The following is a 21,803-nucleotide window of genomic DNA, read 5'->3' on the forward strand; positions in this document are numbered from 1 at the left end:
AATAAATTAGAGTTCGATAGAACTCTTTACTTAGGAATCCCCCTCTTCTAAACGAAGTGAAAGTGGGGGTAGTTCAACTACGGGACAAAAAAAGATATATTAAATAAAATAATCAAACTTTTTTAAAAAAAATGAATGTGGGTAAAATGCCAAAGAGCTAAATTTTGATCAGACTTTTTTCAAAATTTAGCTCTTGTTTTTTGCTGAAAAAACAATACGTCACACAAGGTTTTGATCAAACTTTTTTTAACACCTACACCTTGTTCCATGCCGCCTGGCGAATTCAAACGGCAAGCCGCTATTCGCCCTAGATCTATCACCCCTGCCACAGCGCGGGCTTTGTCACCATGAACCATAACATCGCCATTAAAAGAACAATGTAAATCCAAACAGAACGCCGCAACAATTGAATCAAGGCGTTCTTGTCTTGGCCCGTTTCGCTGAATTTCCGAATGGTCGGAGAAAAGGCGCGGGCCAGGAAAAATATTGAACTCGCCATGAGAATAAGGGTCATCACAATCCAAGGGGTCTTCCAAGTCCAAGGGCCCGCCAGTACAAGCAGAACCCCGGATGCAACCAGCACATGCCCGGCATGCTTGGCCAGCCTGACCGAAAATCGGAATACATCCAGATAAGCCTGCTGTGTTCGGGCCTCTGTAGCCCGCAATTTTTTGATGAGCGGAAGCAATACAAAAAACGGGCCGATGGATAAGATTACACTAAAAATATGTATATACAGAAGCAGTCGATATAACATGTCCATCCTTATATCACATTAACCTTCGATGAGACGGAACTCATGAACCCAAACTCTCATATTTGGCAGCCACGGCATGCCAGGGTGAAGAGACAGGATAGATTGCTTATATTCCTCCACATTCGCATAGCCTTCTTGACGGGCATGCTCATCAGTCAATTCGCCAAGTGACTGCGAATAGACCTTCTCCACAACATACCGGTGACCTTGAAGCTCCATCACTTCCCCGACATCCGCATATCTCCCGTTGCGGCGAGTAGCCGTTTTCTGTCCTGCAAGTACTTTTTCAATGTCCTCCTGAATCGTGATGAGACGTTCAATCGTACATGTTTTTGGCGGTAAAGCGTTCGTTTCATTTTGGTTTGTCATCTGGGTCACTCTCCTTTTTTCATTTAAGCATAAGCCCACTTTATCATATAAAAAAATTATTCTATATAGCAAGTTTCTACTTAATAGGGATAACAAACTTTTGATGTTATCCCCTTAAGGTAGACAGTGTAAAAAGTTATTTAAATGGTGAGGGTAGCCAATCAGCTATAGCGAAAAAATATAAGCTTAGAAGTAGAACACAGTTAATGAATTGGGTCCGGAAATATCAAAAAACAGGTGATATTTCAGACTTGGGGGGCAAAATGGTTGTAATAACGGCTTAAAGAAGAATGTATTTATTCCATGCCGTGTATGTAGAATCCCTGAGTGAATCAGGGTAAGGATGGTGTTTCATTTTTTCTTGTATTAAGTTAAATTATTGTAAAATTATTATTTTACAGACTACTAAAAATAGTATAATGAATATAATCATATTTTAGAAAGAAGGTATTCCCTTGAAGAAGATTCACGTTATTCATGAAAACACAGAGTGGACAAGACATCTAACAAGAAGATTAGAAGAACTCAATCTTCCTTATGAAGAATGGCATTTGGACAAAGGGAATGTTGATCTTTCGTCTGTTCCACCGCAGGGCGTATTTTATAACCGTATGAGCGCTTCTTCTCACACAAGAAATCACCGCTTTGCACCAGAGTTTACGGGTGCGGTCCTTGCTTGGTTAGAGAGGCATAACCAAAAAGTGTTCAACGGAAGCAGAGCATTGCAGCTTGAAGTAAGTAAAGTCGCGCAATATATGGCACTGAATGAAGAAGGAATCCGGACACCTAAGACAATTGCAGCTGTTGGTAAGGAGCATATTATAGAAGCGGCAACGCAATTTGAAGGACGTCTATTCATTACGAAGCATAACCGTGCTGGAAAAGGACTAGGTGTTCAACTGTTTCAGTCTGTTGCTTCTTTACAAGAATACGTAGAAAGTGCAGCATTTGAAGAGCCAGTAGATGGTATTACATTAATTCAAGAATACATTCAATCTCCTGAGCCTTACATTACACGATGTGAGTTTGTAGGCGGGAAATTTGTATATGCAGTTCAAGTCGATACGTCTAAAGGCTTTGAATTGTGCCCAGCTGATGCTTGTCAAATTGGAGATTTGTTCTGTCCTGTTGGAGAGAAAGCCCCGGAAAAAACGAAGTTTCAAATTATTGAGGGCTTTGATGACCCAATTATTCAAAAATATGAGGCTGTTTTGGCTGCAAATGATATCGCCATCGCGGGCATTGAGTTTATTCGAAATGCCGATGGTGAAATTTTCACTTATGACATTAATACAAACACAAACTACAATGCTGACGCTGAAGCAGTTGTTGGAAAATACGGTATGCTAGAGATTGCGAAGTTTCTTGGTAGTGAATTAGAGAAAATATAATAGATAGGGAGAAAGCTGCTGATGAAGCAGCTTTTTTTGTAAGTTCAATTTGCGCTCAAATTGTTAATTTTATATTTAAAAATAAATAAAGGAAGCGCCATACATGCCTATCGACTTAAGATATGGATATGAAATAAAGACACGATGTTTATAAGAAAGATGCGATGCTATATCTTTTCAATTAAAGAATTCTAAATGTGCTTTGATCAAACTTTTTTATGAAGATTGAACATCCATTCACAAAGAAAGACTCTATTTTCATCAATCTTTTTTCAAAATGGAGTCTTTTTGTGTAACACAGAATGTGGATTTGTAAGAGGTTTTTAATCAAACTTTATCTCAAATCAATTATATCCATAAATTTAAGGAAAATTCTGTTATAAGATGCATCAGTGCAAGTTATTAAATTCTTTATCGGATTTATGTCAGTTACAGTCACATATCTAGTAAGCAAATGACCATCTCTATAATAAGTAATCAATATCTTCTCTTCAGAAAGAAATGAACATAGTAACTTGTTTTCAATAATTTCTTGTTCGTCTTGGGTTAATGTAGGGCGCTCCACTTTTGTTTGTTTTTTAACAATCTTACCAATACCGATGAATTTCTTAGGTATCGAAGCGAATGGAGTCGGCTTAATCATTCCTATTTCTTTTGGTATATGTGTATAGTTCATGCTGTATCTCCCCCTAATTACTATTAATAACCGTATCATTGTATCATACTTTAAATATATTAGGATTATTTATGTAATTATAAAATAAATATTTAGAGGTTTTTAGCTCCTTATTAAATCAAACCAATTTAACTAAGAATGATTTATATATATAATAGGAGAAATTACTGTGGAGTCCCTTTGTAGGTAAGTGTGTTGTTGCTGGTTCTGTTGATACAGGATAAGGATTTATAATTGATGCGAAGATAAGTGTAAATGGTTCGTATCAATATAAAGTGCATAATAGTCATTGGCAAGTGTTCTATATTACGGCTAGTAATACGTATGTGAATGTGCGTTAATTCAACGGAAAAGGTCGCCTATTACGGGCAGTCTTTTTCGTGCTGTATGTAACATTATTTACTTGTTATTTTTTTCGATTGTCAATTTCGTGTGCTCATTTAACCAAATATCTATTAGATCTCGTAATGTAATAGTTTCTATTTCAAGAGGGATTTCATCTTCATCATACTTATTAAATATAGAAGTTCTATCTTTTCGAACATCTGCTCCAAAAATATTCGCACTTATTTTTTCATAATCACTTTTTTCGTTTAAAACTTTATCTACAGTTTCTGCTATCCAATCACCGAATTCAGATACCTCTACATTAAAAAAAGCTTCTAAAATATCGAATTTCTTTGGTAATCTAATAACTAAACTACCTGTACTAAGTAATTCAAATTTGTAATCCATATTATTTTCTCCTTCAAAAATTAAATTATCGACCTTGTCTTGGAAATGCAGAAATAATTTTAACATTTCAATTAAACTGGTGTAATGGTACGGCAAACAAGTCATTGTCGTATCGAAAACATTTGCTTCAAGCCAATTATGTTCTTGTTGTGGATATCAAAACAAAGACGTTAAAAATCTAAACCTACGTAAATGGGACTGCCCTTCTTGTCGTACACACCATGATAGGGATATTAACGCAAGTATCAATCTAAAGAATGAAGCGATAAGGCTTCTAACCGCAAGGACTGTGGAGATAGCCTAATAAATTAGAGTTCGATAGAACTCTTTACTTAGGAATCCCCCCTCTTCTAAACGAAGTGAAAGTGGGGGTAGTTCAATAAACTCAGATTGTGTCCCCATTCCTGATTCACCAAACCATGGCGCAATTGTTCCGCCCATAGCGTCTACAGGTTTAATCAATTCATAAACATTATACGGCTTTTTATTTGCTCCAGGAGCTAGTTCTCTTTGTTCATAAGGTATACCTTTAGTTGAAAAAAATGTCCCACCTTCTTACCCGTATCTATCAACTCGTTTACATTGTAAATACAAAAGTGAATCCTATGTGTATGTGAAAAAGCCCACTCATAAGAGCCGGCTTTTTCACATAGATATGTTTAATTTGAAAATTTATTATTCAAATAGTTTATCTATTAAATTTTGAATTTCACGCTTTCTTTTGTCGGTTTCTTTCTTATCAATGGTATACTTATCATCCTCAATAATAAGAACGTCACCTTCTTTTGCAGAAGATGGGAGTTTGGATCTTGGCACATCAATTGTTATGCTTTTCATTTCAATAACTGCCAATTCTCCTTCAAAACGGTCAATAATTCCTTTTTGCATAATTATCTCTCCGTTCTAACAGAAATATTTGAACCATCACTATCAATAACTACAGTTCCATTTAAATCTGTTCTATACACCTTAACAGACATTAAAGATAACTTTGCTAAAGTTTCTTGTGTAGGATGTCCATATCTGTTACCTGCACCGGCGCTAATAACAGCGATGTTTGGTTTGACTGCATCTAAAAATGGCTGAGAAGAAGAAGTCTTACTTCCATGGTGACCAGGTTTTAATACATCTGATTTTAAGTTTGACCCATGCGCTGCAACCATATCTTTTTCGCTTTTCGCTTCAGCATCGCCAGTAAATAAGAATGATTTGCTGCCGTGCGTTATTTTTAATACAGCGCTCCATTCGTTTAAGTCGTCACCATATTCTTTAACAGGAGCTAGGAATTGTGAGTTTAAACCGTTTATGGGTAAATTCAGGCCAGACTTTGCTTCTTTAATTGTTAATCCTTTGTCGGCTACTGCAGTTAAAAAGTCTTTAAATGTATCGGTTGTATGACTTACTTTAGGTGCATAAACATTTTTTACATTCATGGAATAAAGTACTTCATCTAAGCCGCCTACATGATCGGCATCAGGGTGCGTAGCAATCATATAATCAATGGTTTGGAATCCTAGTCCCTTTAGATAATTTGCGACTACCTTACCTTTGCCGTTGTTACCTCCGTCAATGAGGATAGTTTCTCCACTTGGAGACTTTATAAACGTTGCATCACCCTGTCCTACATCAATATAATGAACTTCTAAGTTGCCTTTAGGTTGAGGAAGAGTTGGACGGAAGCTTGGTTCTAATACGCGAGCTAAGAATGCAGCGAATTGCTCACGAGTTACTTTTAAGTCTGGACCGAATGTACCATCAGGAAATCCAGCAGTAATATTATTTTGAGCTAAAGTTTTGATATATTGATAACCCCAATGACTAGCTGGAACATCAGGGAAGTTTACGTCAGTACCTGTAGGTTTTAAATTAAATGTTTTGACGAGTACGACAGCCATTTCTGCACGAGTTAACGAACGATCAGGGAAGTAGTTTTTTTCACGTTGTACAATGTTATAATGCGCTAACTTATGTACAGAATCATAGTAATAAATACCCTTGGTTACATCTGAAAAAATATGAGTATAGCTAGCTGGCTTTTCTAAATTTAACGATAAATCTAACATTAATGCCATTTGTCCACGAGTTACATTGTCACTAGGATTAAAATATCCCTCCGGAGTACCATTAATAATGCCTTTTTCCGCTAAATAGTTAATTTCTTTATATGCCCAATGATTAGATGGGACATCAGGGAAAGATTTAGCACTTGCAAGATTAGGGATAAATAATGAAACAATCATTACAAATACCGCTAGTAATAAGCTAAACTTTTTCAAAAATATCGCCTCACTTTATATATTTTTTTAACCTATTTAACTTTAGCATTTCTTACAAATATTTCAAAGATTAATAGATCATTATGTAATATTTATTTTATCATTTTAGCCAAGAAGACTCCTGGTTCTGGTGCAAAAACTTAAGGACAACTGCAATGAATCTATAAATCTTGGACATACTGTTACTATTACTTTAGAAAGGGTGCGTGATTGGTATGGAAAAGGAAAATGTATTCAAATGGAGGCATTATTAGCCTGATATTATTTTGTTAACGGTAAGATGGTACCTACGGTACAACCTCAGTTTTCGTGATTTGGTGGAAATACTAGAAGAACGGGGTTTATCTATTTCTCATACAACGATTATGCCTTGGGTACACCAGTATGGTCCTGAATTGGACAAACGAATCCGACGTCACCTCAAACAAATGACTCTTGGAGAGTCGATGAAACATATATCAAAGTAAAAGGTCAATGGATGTACCTGTATCGTGCTGTTGATTCGAGAGGAAACACAATCGATTTTTGCCTAGGAAAAACAAGAGACCAGAAGACTGCAAAGCGCTTTTTCAAGAAAGCTTTGCGGTCTTTTCATGTTTCGCAGCCTCGTGTTATGACAGTCGATAAGAATCCAGCTTATCCTATAGCAATTGAACAGTTGAAAAAAGAGAAAAGCATACCTGATGGTATGCAACTTAGACAACAAAAATACTTGAATAACATAGTAGAACAAGATCATCGCTTTATAAAGAAGCGAATCCATTCTATGCTAGGGTTCAAATGTTTTGACACAGCTACATCCATTCTTTCTGGAGTAGAAGCTATGCATATGATTAAAAAAGAACAGATTGATTTACGGGACCAGTCTGTCCAAAACCAGAAAAAATTCATCCATCAATTGTTTGGACTGGTAGCATAAGATACGATTCCGTTAGGAATATATGCGCTTTATTCTCTTTTATTTTATTTTTGCACCAGAACCGTATTATTTATATATGGAATATTTTGTTTGTACGAAAGGGATAACTTGATGTTTTTACAAAAATATAGGGGTTTGATTCTAGGGATAGTTGGTGCTGTTATAGGGGGAATATCCTGGGTTTATCTTAAAGATTTAGATTATATATAGGGCGTGTCTTAAGTTGTTTTCTTTAACATTGATAATTATAGGATGGGTTATTGCCTGTAATTCGAACCATTTCTATAATGCTGGAGTTTCAACTAAAAGGCATCAAAAAATAAGTTTGATAAGTATTAATTTAACAAGTTAATACAAAATGTGCTAATATAGTGATAAAAAGGAGGTAAAAGGAAAGAAAAGGAAAGGAAAGGAATACATCTCCATATCTGCTTTCAATATTTGGATTAGGATTGTTTTTTTCAGTTAGACATGGTTTATTAATATTTTTAGAATATTGGAAAGATGAAGTGATTTTGTCAAATAACCTAATTTTATTTGCAATAGGAGTATTATTATTAATTATTTCAATGTTTTTTAATAAGCAATGTAGTAAAGCAAGACAAGTATAAATTTATCTAGAATCTAAAAATCTACTTGTTTTTTTATAAAAAATCCAGTTTCAAATCACATTGGAAATAAAAGTAAGTCTATGACCTGTTTTTACATATATCTCGGCTGTACCCCAGCATGATATAAAATATAGGAATTTGGTTATTTCATTTTATCATGAAAAAATGATGGAGGAAATTCTGGTGTATCTTATTAAAAAATGATCTTTTCTATGTATTTTTTTTGTTTTGCTTAAATGTAAATGACACTATTGTTTCATCCATCAGCGAAAAATACATAGGTTCTGGTGCAAAATTATTCTATAAAGTGATTATTATCCACCACCACATAGTAACAACTCCTTTCATTGCTTATTAAAAAATAATAATAAGAGAAAGGCAATTTTTTTGAATGTGTAGCGTAATAAGTGATTTTTATAAAAACACGACACATATTAGTCGGATAAGAATCATTCGGAAGGGCGAGATGTTTTATGGAGATCGGAGAACTTATTGATTATACGAGAAAACAAAAGGGACTAACTATTAAAGATGTTTGTGGTGATTTTGTTAGTAGATCTGTTTACAACAGATTTGTAAATAATCGTGCAGATACTAGTGTTACAAATCTAACTTATATGCTTTCTAGAATTAATGTATACTTTGATGAATTAAAAGCTTTTGATTACCCAAAGGATGTAAATGTAATCAGTCAGATTATGGGTGAAATAAGAAATGCTTTTATGAAGAAAGATGTAGAAGAGTTAATAAGGCTAGAAAGTCTTTGTAATCTAGTTAAAGGGCGAGATGGAATTAAGTATGAACATCTTTCGAGTTTATGTCAGTTGCTCATTGCTAGATTAAAAAATGAAACTCTTGAAACAAGAGAAACTAAAATTTATCAATATTTAATAAACATGCAGACATGGACTCGCTATGAACTAGTTTTATTCAACAACTGTATGTTTGCATTTACGCCTGAATTTATAGAAATCACCCTTGAAAAAGCACTTTTGGGAATCAATCATTACAAAGAATTTAGAGATGGAAAAAGTGAATGCTTTAGGATGTTAACAAATGCAATTATTTTCTTTATCCAGCACGATAGGATGAACCTTATATGGAAATATATGGATAAAATGAATTCATTTTCACTCGAAGAAGAAATGTTTTTTGAAAAAAACCTAAAATTAATGATTAATGGTATTTGGGAATGTTTGAGAGGAAATAAAAAAGGTGAAGAAATGCTAAAAAAAGCACAGTTGGTCTGTAAATATATAGGTGCTGATAATTATTACAAGATGAATGAAGAATTAATTGAATTTATAAAACAGAAGTACGAAATTAAAATTTCTACATAAGGTTTATATTTTTGGGGAGGTTGTAATTATTAAATTATGACCTTCCTTTTTCTATTTCATTTATTATTTTATGTTTATAATATTGTTCCTTCTTTCTGTGTGTCATATAAGACACGTGTGTATATAATGAGAGGCAAAGAAAGAAGCTCGCTTGGTCCAAGATTTAAAATAATTTTGAATTATATTATATTATCCGTAAGGATAGTTAGAAAACAAGGAGATGATATTATGGCAGGAGCTATTACGGTCACACCCGAACAACTAAAATCTCAGGCGAAAATATATCAAACGGCCTCTTCACAAATTGAAGACGCTATTCGTAAAGTGAATTCTATGAATTCAACGATTGCCCAAGAATGGCAGGGGGAAGCTTTTCGAGCTTACTTGGAGCAATACAAACAGCTTGAAGGTAATGTGAAACAAATGGAAAATTTATTACAAAGTATTCATATGCAGTTGACCAAATATGCAGATACAGTCGCAGACCGTGACCGTCAGGATGCAGGTTCGTTTGGCTTAAATTAAGTGTTTAAAAAAGGGGTCAGTGCAACTCATTGTGCTGACACCTTTTTTAATTTATCTGAAAGGAAGAAATGTATTTTGATAAAAAAATATCAGAGTTATTTTCCATTACTCATCATTATACTTGGTGGATTATTTCTTATTTTGACTTTCACTTATTTTGGTTTTAAAGATGATAATGTGTACCGGTCTACAAATCAAAAAGTATCCAAGGTTCAATATGTTTTAGTGAATGAAGATAAAGGGGCTGTTTTTGAGGGGAGGAAGTATGAACTAGGTGCAGACTTTGTTACTCTGATTAATCAAGATTCCAAAAAAAGTTGGCAGACGGTCAGTAGGAATATTGCTAATGCAGGAATTGAGAATGGTCAATTTGATGCAGAAATTATTATTCCTCAAGATTTCTCCGAACGTCTTTTGTCCCTTCAAAGTATAGCACCAGAAAAGGCGACCATTAATTATCGTGTACGTAAAGGGCAAAATGAGATATCCAATCAAGCCGTTCAAACACAAGTAAATGATATTTTGAAAGATTTCAATCAACGAGTTGTGCAGATGTATTTCTCAAGTATTGTAGGAAATTTATCAGAAGCCCAAATAAATGTTAATAAAATTGTTGGAGCAGAAACTGATGCTAAGAAATATCTGATGACAAATATTCAAGATCCATTTAAGGAGTTGTCGGGAGGATTTAATAATTTATCAAATGTTTCGAGTATTCTTGATGAAGATAATAAAGGTTTTCTCTCGGAACAACAAGCATTTGTATCATCCGTAAAAACTCTAATGGATGATAATAATAAGAGCTTAGAAGCAGGCAGTACCTCGACAAAAGAAGCCAAAAAATCAGTTAACGAAAATATCGATAAAACAAATGAAAAGTTAAAAGATTCCTTAAAGCAATTTGAGGATCAATTTAACCTACAGAAAACGCAATTAGAAAACCAACGGCAATCTGATTTATCGGGATATAAAGCAAAATATGATGGTTTGAACCAATCAATGTTTAAACAACTAGGAAACTTTTATACACCGGCAGCAGGTGAAGTGAATTCATCTGGGGTTTATACGGAATTCTTGCTAAACGCCAAGCTATTTCAAGAAACACAAACTGCTCGAATTGATGAACTAAAAGATGAAATTAAGCAATTGCAATCGCAAGTTGAAACTCTTAATGATTTAAGAAAACAGATTGCCCAAACTTATTATGGAAGTGCAGAAAAAAATCCGGATACAGCTTCTGAGGAGGATATTAAACAGGCGATTGTGAAACTAATGGCTGATTCAAAAGAAAATAAAGTTAATTTAGATAATCGTTATCGTCAAATGATAGAAGAAAGTCTACCACAAATTCCAGCAGACACTTTAGAAAATCTTTTACAAAAGTTAATTGCTGAGAATATTATAACTGATTCTCAATCTAAAAAATTCCAAGATGAGCTAACTATAGTTCGGCGTTATGCGAAAAATTTTGAAAAAGAAATAGGAAAGGAAGGAAACTTTTCCTATCTAGAAGCTAAGCCTGAACATAACGCTATAATTCCTATAAATAATAGGGAGGTCACTATATCTATTGATCCAACAAAAGATAATAGAATCTCTTTGAAGACAGACCATACAGAACAAGGAAGTTTAGGAATAAGAAATTTGACGGATCTTTTACCGGTGTTAAAAACAGAATTGGATCAAAAACTCAAATCATATGGGTATATTTCTGAGTGGAGTGAAGTTTCTAATCATGAATTCAGTATTTCATTGAAAAAGAACCCCACAGAACCAGAGAAACCAAAACCGCCGGTAGATCCGCCAACGGATCCAGAGAAACCAAAACCGCCGGTAGATCCGCCAACGGAACCAGAAAAGCCGAAACCGCCAGTAGATCCGCCAACGGAACCAGAGCCGAAACCGGAAACAGGATCGAAACCAGAAACAGAAAATGAGCCTAATAGGCCAACTTCTAAAGAAAAGGATCTTCCGCCGTTACCTTCAAGTTTTAGCTTAACGTTTAAGGCGGATTTTGATTGGACCTTGGATGAAGAAATGAAGAAAAAATCTTTTGTCTCTGTTGATTATTCATGGATTGTTAATGAGCAAACTCAAGTAAATGCCAGCTATGCAGAATATATAGATGTAAATAAGAATTTAATATCTGACTTACCTGAGTTATTGAAACAATTTCAAATGCTTGATAGCACTGCACAGCAAATTGTTACCTTATTTGGAAATCCAGAAGATTCCATATCTATTGATAGCTATGCAGATATGATTAACAAAATTGAAAATCAAGAGAAGACTCTCGAAGAGTTGGCAAATCCAAACTCTGTTTATCGTATGTATAACAATATCACAGGTGAACAAAAGATAGATGCTATTACAGAGAAAATTTATGAAGAATTTAAGAATAAAGGAAATCAACTCTATACAGATATTGAAGGCCAGATAAAAAATTTACAAGAAACAATTGGATCAACAACGGATAAAAATCATGATGGAACAAAAAATACGTTATATGGAACTTTAAATCTAATGACTGAACCTGAGAAGTTTCTGAATGAAGCAGAAAAGTTAAATAATTGGTTTGTGCAAGCCAATCAACAGATTAATGAAGCGTATCAATCATGGAAAGAAAATGAAAAAATCCAAGAAGAATCTGTAAAAAGTGCAGAAAATCAACATCCTGTAGAAAATCAACATCCTGCAGAAAATCAACATCCTGCAGAGAACGATACAATACCAATTTCTTCAGAAACAGATAGCTTAGTAAAAGAAATGGAAGATTTAGTTCAGAGTTCAAAGAACTCGGCTGAAAGTATAGAAAAATCTGCAGCGAAAGCTCATGACATTTCTCCAAAAATTCAGGAGTTGAAAGAAAATACAGATAATGTTCAAAAAAATGCAGATACTGTTTTGAATAATTTAAATACTTCAGTCACTCAAATTCAAAAGAATACAAGTAAAAATGAAAAATACTCAGAAGAGTTTAGCAAAGTGCTTTCTAATACCAAACGAGGTGGAGCAGATAATTATAAAGTATTCAATTTTCTATCAGCCCCAATTGCTACAAAAGGAAGTTTTGAAGCTACTCGCCAAACGTCTATTATTCCTTACTATATGACGCTTGTTGGAGCTGTTCTTTCAGTCATTACCGGCATTTCCTTATGTCGTACTATTCAACGTAGAGAAATTAAGAAAGATATGGTTTTTATTACACCTACAAGGGCATGGCTAAATGTTCCTAATGTTATGAAGGTAACAGGTGTCAGTCTAATTATCTCACTATTCTTTGCTGGAATAACTACTTTTAGTATTTTGAAAGTGTTTAATATCTCTTGGTTTAGTTACACGTTCCTAAATATTTTAGGTGGAACTTTATTAATAACAGGTTTTTCTCGTCAGTTTAAAAATATAACACTCTATGTTTGTGTTTCACTTTTAGGATTATATCTCATGTTAACACCATTATTAGGAATGCATACTCGTCCGGGTAGTATTGTCGATTTGCTTTATCGTTTTTCACCGCTTCAAAACATAGAAAATGGTTATACAGCACTAAGCAATGGTATTCATGTTGGATGGGAAAGTTACTTGTTATTGGTAATTATTATTGTTGTAGGAATTGGTACAAATTTCATTGCTTTTCCAGGTGTGAAAAAGTCAGAGAAAGCTGAACAAGAGCAATAGCTTATGTTGTTAGGAGAAAGGATGTACGAATTTGGAAAAAATGATAAAACCAAAATTTCTCGTTTTTTCTCTTCTAATTTCTTTTTGTGTGACAAATCTTTTTACTAGTTTTAGCAGTCTAGCTTACGCTGAAGATGGAAAACTAACGATTCATAACAACGTGATTTATGAAAAAGAAAATCATAAAAATAATTATTCTGTTACAGGGATAGAAGATTTGTTTTTAAAAGACAAAAACACAAAAAATAAGGAACTTGAGAAAGAAAATAGAAAGAGTACTTCAGGTATAAAAGAAAAATTATTTCTTACCGCTGAGAGTGTAGAAAAGAAACCACAGGATACAATTACCAAGCAGCTGTTTTCTAAAGACTACCAAGCTTCTAATGAAAATGAAGCAACTGTGGAAGATACCAATTATGAAATTCCTAGATGGACCTTCTGGATACTGTTAAGCATGGGTGTGATTGGAATATTAATTTTAGGCTGGTTATTAGGTAAAAGATTTTCAAACCTATTTATACGGAAAAAGGAGTAAACAATGGCAGAAAGAACAATGATTAATATCGAACTTCATGTTAATGAGCAAATACTTGATTTAACAATACCTAATCAGGTTTCTTCTAATAGATTGAAAGAACTATTGGTTGATTCATTATCTTTAGTAAATATAGAATTGCCCACTCATTTTTCATTGGAAGTAAAAAATAAGCCAATTCATTTAGATGAAAATGTTATATTGGCGAAATATCCATTGGCGGATGGTGATCAATTAGCCGTAAAAGAAATTATAGGGAGTTTGGAGGAACACTAGAGTATGGGGGAAATGAAAAATAGTTTGATAGTTATTAAAGAGGAAACTACATCTACTTTTATTAAAGTGCACTTAACAGCTAATCAATATTCTTTGTCAGGTGTAAAGCAATTCCAGTTATTTTTAAATAAAGCACCACACTTTTTGACTGGAAAGATAGAAGTGGCGAATGAAGAAAAGGTCATTATCACTTATGAAAAAGATGAATTATCTTTTTCGCTTGAACAATATGTTAAAAAATTAGATGCATTTGATCGCCTTCTTTTAGCACAAAAAGTAAATTTCTTAAAAGAATATCTTAACCAACCAGTAACGCCATTTATCCATCCTAAAAATATCTTTATTTTTGGGGAAGAGTTGTTTATTGGTCATCGTGGCGTAATAAATACCGTTATTCCTTATCTTTCAACAGAAGAAGTATATCTAAAACAATACAAGGCATTACTTCTTTATATTTTAAATCCAAAACTGGATTTTGAGAATCTTATTGATGGGGCCGGTGCAGTCCGAGATCCTTTTTCCGAAAAAATTCAAGAATCTTCTTCGTTTGAAGAGATAGACAAGTTACTAATGGAAACAGTTGCGATTCAAAAGGAAAAAAGAAATGCTACAAGTATACTGGTGAAAAGTAGAAATCACACTGTTTTTAAGTGGGGAACAATTATTCTTGGTCTTGCAACATTAGGTCTTTCAATAGGGGTAGGGATATATTCATTAAATATTGTACCTCAGCAAAAACGAATCATAAGTGCCGAATCAAAGTTTATTTCAAATAATTATTCAGATGTTCTAGATACTTTAAAGGAAGACAAACCAGAGAATCTTCCTAAAAGCGCACAATATGTGTTAGCAGTGAGCTCGATTCAACTAGATAGCTTGTCTAAAGAGCAGAAAGAATCTGTATTAGGGACTATCTCCCAAAAATCTAATGATAACTCATTACTTTATTGGATCTATATAGGAAAAGGAGACTTTGAAAAGGCCTTAAATATTGCTAAAAATATTGGAGATAATCAATATATTCTTCACGCCTATACAAAAGTTTATGATGTAACAAATGCAGATAACAAGATGAATGGTACGAAGAAACAAGAATTACTTTCGAAATATAAGGAAGAGATGGAAAAGTACATGAAGTTATTGGAGGGGAAGACGGATGATCAGAAACCTAAACAATAGATTATCTAGTGAAGGTGTACCAATTGATGATCAAATTGTAAATAAAGCGTCTGTACTCTATGATATTTTTTCATTTGGTCATATATTTTCGCATCACGAACTAACAATGTCAAAGCCATCAATTAAGATTGGTAACCATGAAATTTCTTTTGATGGCACGCATTTGTTCTTAGATCAAGATCCATGGACAGGTGATATGAAGGACGGAATTCTCGCGTTACCTCATGAAAAATTAGAGGTTTTAACAACTATCAAGCCGAAAACAAATTTTGTGATTTCTTCTTCAAAGGACTCAGGAATCACCATTCCGACTAAGGCTTTTGCTCTGGTCACATTTAATGAAAAGAATGAAACTTACCAGTTAAATCTGTTTTCAAATGGGGTGTTAGTTTACTTTAATGGAGAGAAAGTAGCTCGATTAGAAAAAGTTTTGTCTGTAGGGGATCAACTTGTTATTGATGGTGTGCTTATTGAATTGAGAGAAAAACAATTTAAGTTGTGTAAGATAACCAATGAATTTTCACTAAATTCTTGGGAGATTATTAACGAGATATTTATTCCAGAATACCCAAAAAATTTCCCTGAATTTAGACGTAGTCCAAGAATTCATTTACGAGAGCCTAAAGAAGAGATAGCAATTCAACCTCCAAGAGCTGAGGAAACTGATGGGAGAAGTGATCTATTGCGTACGATTGTTCCGCCATTGGCAATGGTTGTTTTAAGTGGTGCAACGAGCGTATTAAGTAATGGAAACCCTATTATGATGTTAAGCATGGGAGGAGTAAGTTTACTCACGGCAGGCTTCTCTGTTTCAAGTTATATTACGAATAAGAAAGAAGTAAAACAAAAGAATCTTAAGCGAAGTGAGTACTATGAAAAGTATCTTATTCAAAAGGAAAAAGAATTGTCGTTGCTCTCTCAAAAGCAATTTGAAGCTTTAACGTATAACTTCCCTGATATGGATTCATTGTCTTTGATGACAAAAGAATACAGTCCACGAATTTATGAAAAAACTATGACAAATGCTGATTTTATAAGTATTCGTTTGGGTCATGGAGAGATTCAAAGTAGTTATAAAGTCAGTTATCATTCAAGAGAAGAAGATGATGCTTTAAGTAAATTTGCAGAAGAAAAAATTGTTTGGCCACATCAAACGTTAAAAGATGCACCTATTGCCATCTCGATGTTAAATCAAACGTTAGGACTTGCAGGAACAAAAACAGTACTACGAATAGCTGTACAGACAATATTATTTCAGCTTTCTGTTTTACATTCTTATAGAGATGTAGAATTTGTAGCATTAGTTCCAGAAGAAGATTATCAAGATAGTTGGCATGCATGGCGTTGGTTGCCACATTTTCAAATACGGAGCTTAAATTTACGAGGAATTATTCATAATTCACAGACACGTGACATGGTTTTAAATTCGTTCTATCAGTTGTTAACAAAACGTCGGCAACAAGTCAAAGAGGCGGGTAATGAGAAAGTAACCTTTGCTCCGCATTATATGTTTACGATTTTAGACGAGAGCTGGCTCTCTGGGCATGGATTAAATGAATTTTTAGCTGAAGATATGAGTCAATACGGTGTTACGGTCATTTGGGGGAAAGAAGCGTTAAATATGTTGCCAGAGACAGCAACCACAGTTATTGATTATCAAAGTAACGAATCCGCGGTATTAATTAATAATAATAATGAGTACGTGAATCAACTTTTTGTTCCCAACCATTTACCTAAAAGTTATCCAATTGAGCAAGCAATACAACGCTTAGCTAATTTAGAACATGTTGAGGTAGAGAAAAATGCGATTCCAGAATCGATTGACTTTCTAGAATTATATGATGTGAAAAATGTTGGAGAGTTACATATTGGTGCTCGTTGGGAAAAAGCAGACACTTCAAAGTCATTAGCTGTTCCTTTGGGTGTTCGAGGAAAAGATGACATTGTTTATTTGAATTTACACGAACGAGCACATGGCCCACATGGACTCGTGGCAGGTACAACAGGATCTGGTAAATCGGAAATTGTCCAAAGTTATATTTTATCTTTAGCAGTAAATTTTGCACCAGAAGACGTTGGCTTTTTACCGATTGATTTTAAGGGTGGAGGTATGGCGAATTTATTTAAGAATTTACCACATCTTTTAGGATCGATTACAAACTTAGACGGTGCAAGTTCTGCAAGAGCATTACAAAGTATTCGAGCAGAATTACAAAAGAGACAACGGAAATTTGGTGAATTTGGTGTTAATCATATTAATGGGTATACCAAGTTGTACAAACAGGGAAAAGAAATTGCTGATCCTGTAGAAAAGAAAAACTATCCATCAGACCCATTACCGCACCTTTTCTTAATCAGTGATGAATTTGCAGAATTAAAAGCAAATGAACCAGACTTTATGGCTGAGCTAGTATCAACTGCACGTATTGGTCGTTCGTTAGGAGTTCATTTGATTTTAGCTACTCAAAAGCCAAGTGGAGTAGTGGACGACCAGATTTGGTCAAACTCACGATTCAAATTAGCATTAAAAGTAGCCGATCCAAGCGATTCAAATGAAATTATTAAAACACCTGATGCAGCAACGATTACTCAACCAGGACGAGCGTATTTACAGGTCGGAAACAATGAAATTTATGAACTGTTTCAATCTGCGTGGAGTGGAGCGTATTATAATCCAGATGCACAATATGAAGAAAAAGTAGATGAAAGAATTTGGCTAATTAATCAATTGGGCCAGCACGAATTGTTAACTACAGATTTATCTCAAGATGATGAAGTGTCCATGAAAAAGGAAGAAAAACAAACACAATTGGACGCGATTGTAGAAGATATTGTGATTCATGCTGAAAAAACAAATGCAGTTCTTCCTGAAAAACCTTGGTTACCTCCATTAAAAACAGAAATTGATAGTCCAAAGATTAATGTAGTAACTTCAGCGGATTCGAAAAGAAATCTTTCAGTTCCATTTGGTTTGATGGATATTCCATCAAGACAAGAACAAATTGACTTTTTACTTAATTTAGAAGAGTTGAGTCACCTTGCAATCTATGGATCTCCAGGCTTTGGGAAATCGACTGCATTACAAACTCTTGTAATGAATTTATCAAGAATTAACAATCCTGAACAGGTCCAGTTTAACCTATTTGATTTTGGTACGAATGGTTTACTTCCAATAAAAGATTTACCGCATGTGGTGGATATTGTTCGGTTAGAGGAAGAAGAAAAACTGATGAAGTTCCTCAAACGAATTCGCAAAGAAATTCAAAGTCGAAAAGACGCATTTACAGAGTATGGTGTCGCAAGTCTGTCTCAATATGAAGAGAAATCAGGAAAGCAGTTGCCAGGGATTGTTACCATTGTTGATGGTTTTGACTCAATTAAGGAGAGTCCTTTAGAGGAAGCTATAGAATCTGTGTTAAATCAGCTTTTACGAGAAGGAGCAAGTTTGGGACTCTATGTAGTTATGACGGTTCTTCGTACGAACAGCTTCAGAATGAGTATGGCGAGTAATATTCCATCACATATTGGGCTATTCCTTGTGGAAGAAGGTGCAATTCGAGATGTTGTAGGACGCGATGCTTTGATTTCGCAAGAAATTGTTGGACGAGCGCAAATCAAACTAGACGAGCCACATGAAGTTCAAATTTATTTACCAACTCATGGAAAAAATGATATTGATCGATTGAATAATTTAGAGCAAGAGATTGCACAGATGAATCAGCAATGGAAGGGCACACGTCCTACCAAGATTCCGATGTTATCTAAAACGATCTCTATGCATGATTTTTATACAAATCCACAGGTACAAGAGATGTTGGATAATCTACAACTACCACTTGCTCTAAGTAAAGAAACCACAAATGTCGTTGGTTTTGTACCAGAAAAACATGGTTATTTTGTGATTGGAGACGATACGCCACAGCAAACGGAATATATTGAGCGTATAATCGTTCAAAACTTTAAACATTTTGAAGGGAAAGCACAAAGAATTGTGTTTAATGGGAGCGAACGATTTGGCAGATTCAAAGAAAGCTTCGATGTGATTGTATCAGATATGGAGTACAGTACTTTTGTTAATGATCTAATGAGTGAAATTGAAGAAAGAGAGACACAAAGTGAAAATCAACCGATGTTTGTGTATATTCCAGATGCACAAATATTTGGAGATAAAACATTTATTTCGGATGAAACATTCAATAAATACTTAAAAAATGGTTCTAAAGTAGGTGTTTATTTCATTTTCCACGGCAATCAAAAACAAATTGAGAACAGTTATGATGAATTTAATAAACGATTACGAGCAAATATTCCAGCAGGGATGATTGGAACACGTTTAGCTGATCAAGGATTGATAAATGTGAAATCTAGTTATAGTGAACCTACAGTGGAATTAGATGAGTCTCATTTCTTTGTTGGACGAAATGCAGGACGGGTGAAATTAGTTAGTGAGTAGATCAATTTTATCTGCGAGTGGTGTGTATGGCTGAGTAGTTACAAACAGAAAGATAGTCTTGATAGGGAAATAGATTTTGAGGAGGGAAAACATTATGGCTCAAGAAGAAGATAAAGCCAAAGAAGCTGCACGAAAAGCGGATATCCATGCAAGTGTTGATCGATTTAAGGCAAGTTATGATAGTAAAATGGCTAGCCACAGGGCAAATGCCCAAAAGTTAGAGCGCTTAAAAGCCGCAAAGAGATCTTTACAGGGAGAACTTCATCATTTTGATTCTTATAAGAAAGAGTTTACCAATTTAGGCAGGAGTCTAACAACAGGCCAGTTTAAAGGAACACGTCGTGATAAATTCGATAAAAAATTAGAAGAAATCACAAGAGCACTTGATGCAGATAAAGAGAAGCACAATGAAAAGCTAAACGCGATGAATAATAAAATCATTCTATTAGAAATGGATCAGTCTATAATAGGTGACGCTATTGCGAGCATTTCAGCAAGTATTAGCGGTTTGCGTGCTATGTTATAGAAAAAGGGGAAAATACCAATGGGGAAAATAGGTATAGATAAAGGGAAATTTACCGGAGCAGTCACAAATGCAGAGAGCGCAGTTAATCGGATAGAGAAAGTTCCCTCACCGAAAATTACCAAGAATAATCTATCTCGGTTGACGGGTTTTCAAAATTTAGTAGAGAAAGCCGGAACAACTTTAGAAGCATTTAAAGGAGTATCTTCTGCTGACACAGGCAAAATGAAAGCCGTCGCGGACAAAATTGTCGATGAAGATGCCAAAATGGCGAATGTAATCCAACAAAACACAGTGAGGTTCAAATAATATGGTCGAATATAACAAACGAGAACTTTTAGAAGTTGTTTTACAAAATGACAAAACATTAGATTTAGAGATTACTGACGAACTATTACAAATGGGTAACTTGCTGGGGAATCAGCCTTCCCTTTTTCGTGAGGTTTACAAGGCGTTTCGAAATCAAGAAGATGTCTTTGAAAACAAACCAAAAATCGGTGCGAAATTCTCAGTGACGTTTGATTATCCGAATGAGACAATTCGTTTTGAACGATTAGAAACGCAATTAGACATTCCATTTTCTCAATTTTTACGTTTGATGGGTTTGATTGATGCGTGTTATAGTGAAATTTTGCCACTAGGTACCGTTGTGGAATTGGACGTAGACATGATGCCAGAAGTAATTCAAAATATGTTCAAGAATAGTGAACTCGGAGAACTCGTGGTTTTAACAGGGCGCAAAGTACCGTTAAGAGAGGGATTTAACGATTATGTGGTAGATTATCTTGGTTACTTGTGGCCGTTTGGTGAAATGAGTAACACACCAGCGATTTATGTGTCCAATATGATGATTAAGCGAGTTGTTTCACCTGGGATGACGAATGAATGGGAAGAACAATTTGCTTTTACTTTCTTACGAAGTATGCAAGTAGCAAATGGCAAGCTATCCAGTGCCTTTTTACCACTAGATAAAGCGCTTGCCTTCTATGAAGCTGTTCATACTTCACCAGAAAGAGAGGCGGATTAAATGGGCTTTCAAGTAGATTTAAAGGAATTCCTTGAAGTACTGGCAAAACTCCAAAAAGACACCGGTAAAACCAATGAACAACTTGAAAAAGCCAAAAACGCATTGAATGGGATTATACAAGCTGATGCCATGCAGGGTGAAACAGGAAAAGCGATTGTCAACGACATCAATAATAACCAAAAGACAGTTGTGACTGGATTGGAACTCGCTAATAAATTCCTTATTATGGAAATGATGAAAACCTTACAGGATTTTCAGTCAACAACGGGAGAAACTGATGAGAATGCGGTTATTCTGGAAGATGCATTGCTTCAAGCGCAAAACAAACTTTCCAATCTTCAACCCAAGAAACATGAAATGGATAGTCGCATCTCTAATATTTACAGCAGCGTAAGTGATTTGATTTCACTGAGTATGCCGAGCAGCCAGTTTGATGAAAAACTGGTTGCAGCCAGCAAAGAACTAGAGGATACGATTCAAAAAGTACAGCAATTTGAAAGCAAAAAAGAAAAAAGCAATGCGGAAGACATTCT

General features: G+C 34.7%; 18 protein-coding genes and 6 pseudogenes. 17 read left to right on the forward strand and 7 right to left on the reverse strand.

The genetic code is table 11. The features are described from left to right. Nucleotides 1-316: 316 nt before the first annotated feature. Nucleotides 317-757, reverse strand: coding sequence for a DUF2269 family protein (locus JDS80_RS27680; RefSeq protein WP_078182012.1), 441 nt, complete (start codon nt 755-757; stop codon nt 317-319). A gap of 18 nt (nt 758-775) precedes the next feature. Continuing rightward, nucleotides 776-1,126 (reverse strand): ASCH domain-containing protein, encoded by a 351-nt coding sequence (locus JDS80_RS27685; protein WP_071734882.1) that lies wholly within the window; start codon nt 1,124-1,126, stop codon nt 776-778. 137 nt (nt 1,127-1,263) lie between these two features. Between JDS80_RS27685 and JDS80_RS31735 the strand changes: the two are divergent. Together JDS80_RS31735 and JDS80_RS27695 are read left to right on the forward strand one after the other, a co-directional pair. Next, a pseudogene (locus tag JDS80_RS31735) lies at nt 1,264-1,410 on the forward strand (helix-turn-helix domain-containing protein); the annotation flags it as partial. A 171-nt stretch (nt 1,411-1,581) separates the two neighbouring features. Beyond that, nucleotides 1,582-2,517 carry an ATP-grasp domain-containing protein gene (locus JDS80_RS27695; protein ID WP_199640509.1) on the forward strand — a complete coding sequence of 312 codons (936 nt, stop codon included), beginning with the start codon at nt 1,582-1,584 and terminating at the stop codon, nt 2,515-2,517. A 334-nt stretch (nt 2,518-2,851) separates the two neighbouring features. Here JDS80_RS27695 and JDS80_RS27700 read toward each other — a convergent pair whose 3' ends face one another. After that, a complete protein-coding gene (locus tag JDS80_RS27700) occupies nt 2,852-3,193 on the reverse strand; it encodes a YolD-like family protein (RefSeq protein ID WP_071746627.1) in 342 nt (113 codons plus the stop codon). 197 nt (nt 3,194-3,390) lie between these two features. Here JDS80_RS27700 and JDS80_RS32450 point away from each other — a divergent pair. Next, nucleotides 3,391-3,534, forward strand: a pseudogene (locus tag JDS80_RS32450) (N-acetylmuramoyl-L-alanine amidase); the annotation flags it as partial. Between the two features lie 58 nt (nt 3,535-3,592). On the opposite strand, the gene JDS80_RS27705 reads toward JDS80_RS32450, so the two are convergent. Beyond that, the gene (locus JDS80_RS27705; RefSeq protein WP_071746626.1) at nt 3,593-3,928 is read right to left on the reverse strand and encodes a hypothetical protein; all 336 of its coding nucleotides are present in this window, start codon (nt 3,926-3,928) and stop codon (nt 3,593-3,595) included. Nucleotides 3,929-4,013: 85 nt separating this feature from the next. On the opposite strand from JDS80_RS27705, the pseudogene JDS80_RS27710 reads away from it, so the two are divergent. Then, nucleotides 4,014-4,232 (forward strand): annotated as a pseudogene (locus JDS80_RS27710) (zinc ribbon domain-containing protein); the annotation flags it as partial. Here JDS80_RS27710 and JDS80_RS27715 read toward each other — a convergent pair. The 3 genes and pseudogenes from JDS80_RS27715 to JDS80_RS27725 form a co-directional block, all read right to left on the reverse strand. After that, nucleotides 4,229-4,471, reverse strand: a pseudogene (locus tag JDS80_RS27715) (TNT domain-containing protein); the annotation flags it as partial. The pseudogenes JDS80_RS27710 and JDS80_RS27715 sit on opposite strands and share 4 nt — an antisense overlap. A gap of 132 nt (nt 4,472-4,603) precedes the next feature. Continuing rightward, on the reverse strand, nt 4,604-4,816 hold the full coding sequence (locus JDS80_RS27720) for a DUF3006 domain-containing protein (RefSeq protein WP_071734878.1): 213 nt from the start codon (nt 4,814-4,816) through the stop codon (nt 4,604-4,606). A gap of 2 nt (nt 4,817-4,818) precedes the next feature. Continuing rightward, the gene (locus tag JDS80_RS27725; protein WP_071734877.1) at nt 4,819-6,204 is read right to left on the reverse strand and encodes an S-layer homology domain-containing protein; all 1,386 of its coding nucleotides are present in this window, start codon (nt 6,202-6,204) and stop codon (nt 4,819-4,821) included. A 260-nt stretch (nt 6,205-6,464) separates the two neighbouring features. Here JDS80_RS27725 and JDS80_RS27730 point away from each other — a divergent pair. The 13 genes and pseudogenes from JDS80_RS27730 to JDS80_RS27785 form a co-directional block, all read left to right on the forward strand. Further along, a pseudogene (locus tag JDS80_RS27730) lies at nt 6,465-7,123 on the forward strand (IS6 family transposase). Nucleotides 7,124-7,234: 111 nt separating this feature from the next. Next, a pseudogene (locus JDS80_RS32180) lies at nt 7,235-7,475 on the forward strand (hypothetical protein). Between the two features lie 732 nt (nt 7,476-8,207). Continuing rightward, on the forward strand, nt 8,208-9,074 hold the full coding sequence (locus tag JDS80_RS27735; RefSeq protein ID WP_071746624.1) for an Rgg/GadR/MutR family transcriptional regulator: 867 nt from the start codon (nt 8,208-8,210) through the stop codon (nt 9,072-9,074). Nucleotides 9,075-9,302: 228 nt separating this feature from the next. After that, entirely contained in the window at nt 9,303-9,599 is a 297-nt protein-coding gene (locus JDS80_RS27740) for a WXG100 family type VII secretion target (RefSeq protein ID WP_002186998.1), read from the forward strand. A gap of 75 nt (nt 9,600-9,674) precedes the next feature. Continuing rightward, nucleotides 9,675-13,277 (forward strand): type VII secretion protein EsaA, encoded by a 3,603-nt coding sequence (gene esaA / locus JDS80_RS27745; protein WP_199640510.1) that lies wholly within the window; start codon nt 9,675-9,677, stop codon nt 13,275-13,277. Nucleotides 13,278-13,317: 40 nt separating this feature from the next. Then, entirely contained in the window at nt 13,318-13,812 is a 495-nt protein-coding gene (gene essA, locus JDS80_RS27750; protein WP_240514177.1) for a type VII secretion protein EssA, read from the forward strand. 3 nt (nt 13,813-13,815) lie between these two features. Further along, entirely contained in the window at nt 13,816-14,088 is a 273-nt protein-coding gene (locus JDS80_RS27755) for an EsaB/YukD family protein (protein WP_016128393.1), read from the forward strand. A gap of 3 nt (nt 14,089-14,091) precedes the next feature. Then, entirely contained in the window at nt 14,092-15,267 is a 1,176-nt protein-coding gene (gene essB / locus JDS80_RS27760; protein WP_199640511.1) for a type VII secretion protein EssB, read from the forward strand. Beyond that, the gene (gene essC, locus JDS80_RS27765) at nt 15,245-19,720 is read left to right on the forward strand and encodes a type VII secretion protein EssC (protein WP_199640512.1); all 4,476 of its coding nucleotides are present in this window, start codon (nt 15,245-15,247) and stop codon (nt 19,718-19,720) included. The genes essB and essC overlap by 23 nt, the downstream gene beginning before the upstream one ends. A 94-nt stretch (nt 19,721-19,814) precedes the next feature. Beyond that, nucleotides 19,815-20,246: a DUF5082 family protein gene (locus JDS80_RS27770; protein WP_199640513.1), complete on the forward strand. Its 432-nt coding sequence runs from the start codon at nt 19,815-19,817 to the stop codon at nt 20,244-20,246. Nucleotides 20,247-20,264: 18 nt separating this feature from the next. Then, on the forward strand, nt 20,265-20,552 hold the full coding sequence (locus JDS80_RS27775) for a TIGR04197 family type VII secretion effector (RefSeq protein WP_071746599.1): 288 nt from the start codon (nt 20,265-20,267) through the stop codon (nt 20,550-20,552). A gap of 1 nt (nt 20,553) precedes the next feature. Beyond that, nucleotides 20,554-21,270, forward strand: coding sequence for a DUF4176 domain-containing protein (locus tag JDS80_RS27780; RefSeq protein WP_088004774.1), 717 nt, complete (start codon nt 20,554-20,556; stop codon nt 21,268-21,270). Then, nucleotides 21,271-21,803, forward strand: a 533-nt coding sequence (locus JDS80_RS27785; protein WP_242477443.1) for a T7SS effector LXG polymorphic toxin, incomplete at its 3' end; no start/stop codon positions are given.

This window comes from Bacillus cereus group sp. N8 (assembly GCF_016483685.1).
GTDB classification, from domain to species: Bacteria; Bacillota; Bacilli; order Bacillales; family Bacillaceae_G; genus Bacillus_A; species Bacillus_A proteolyticus.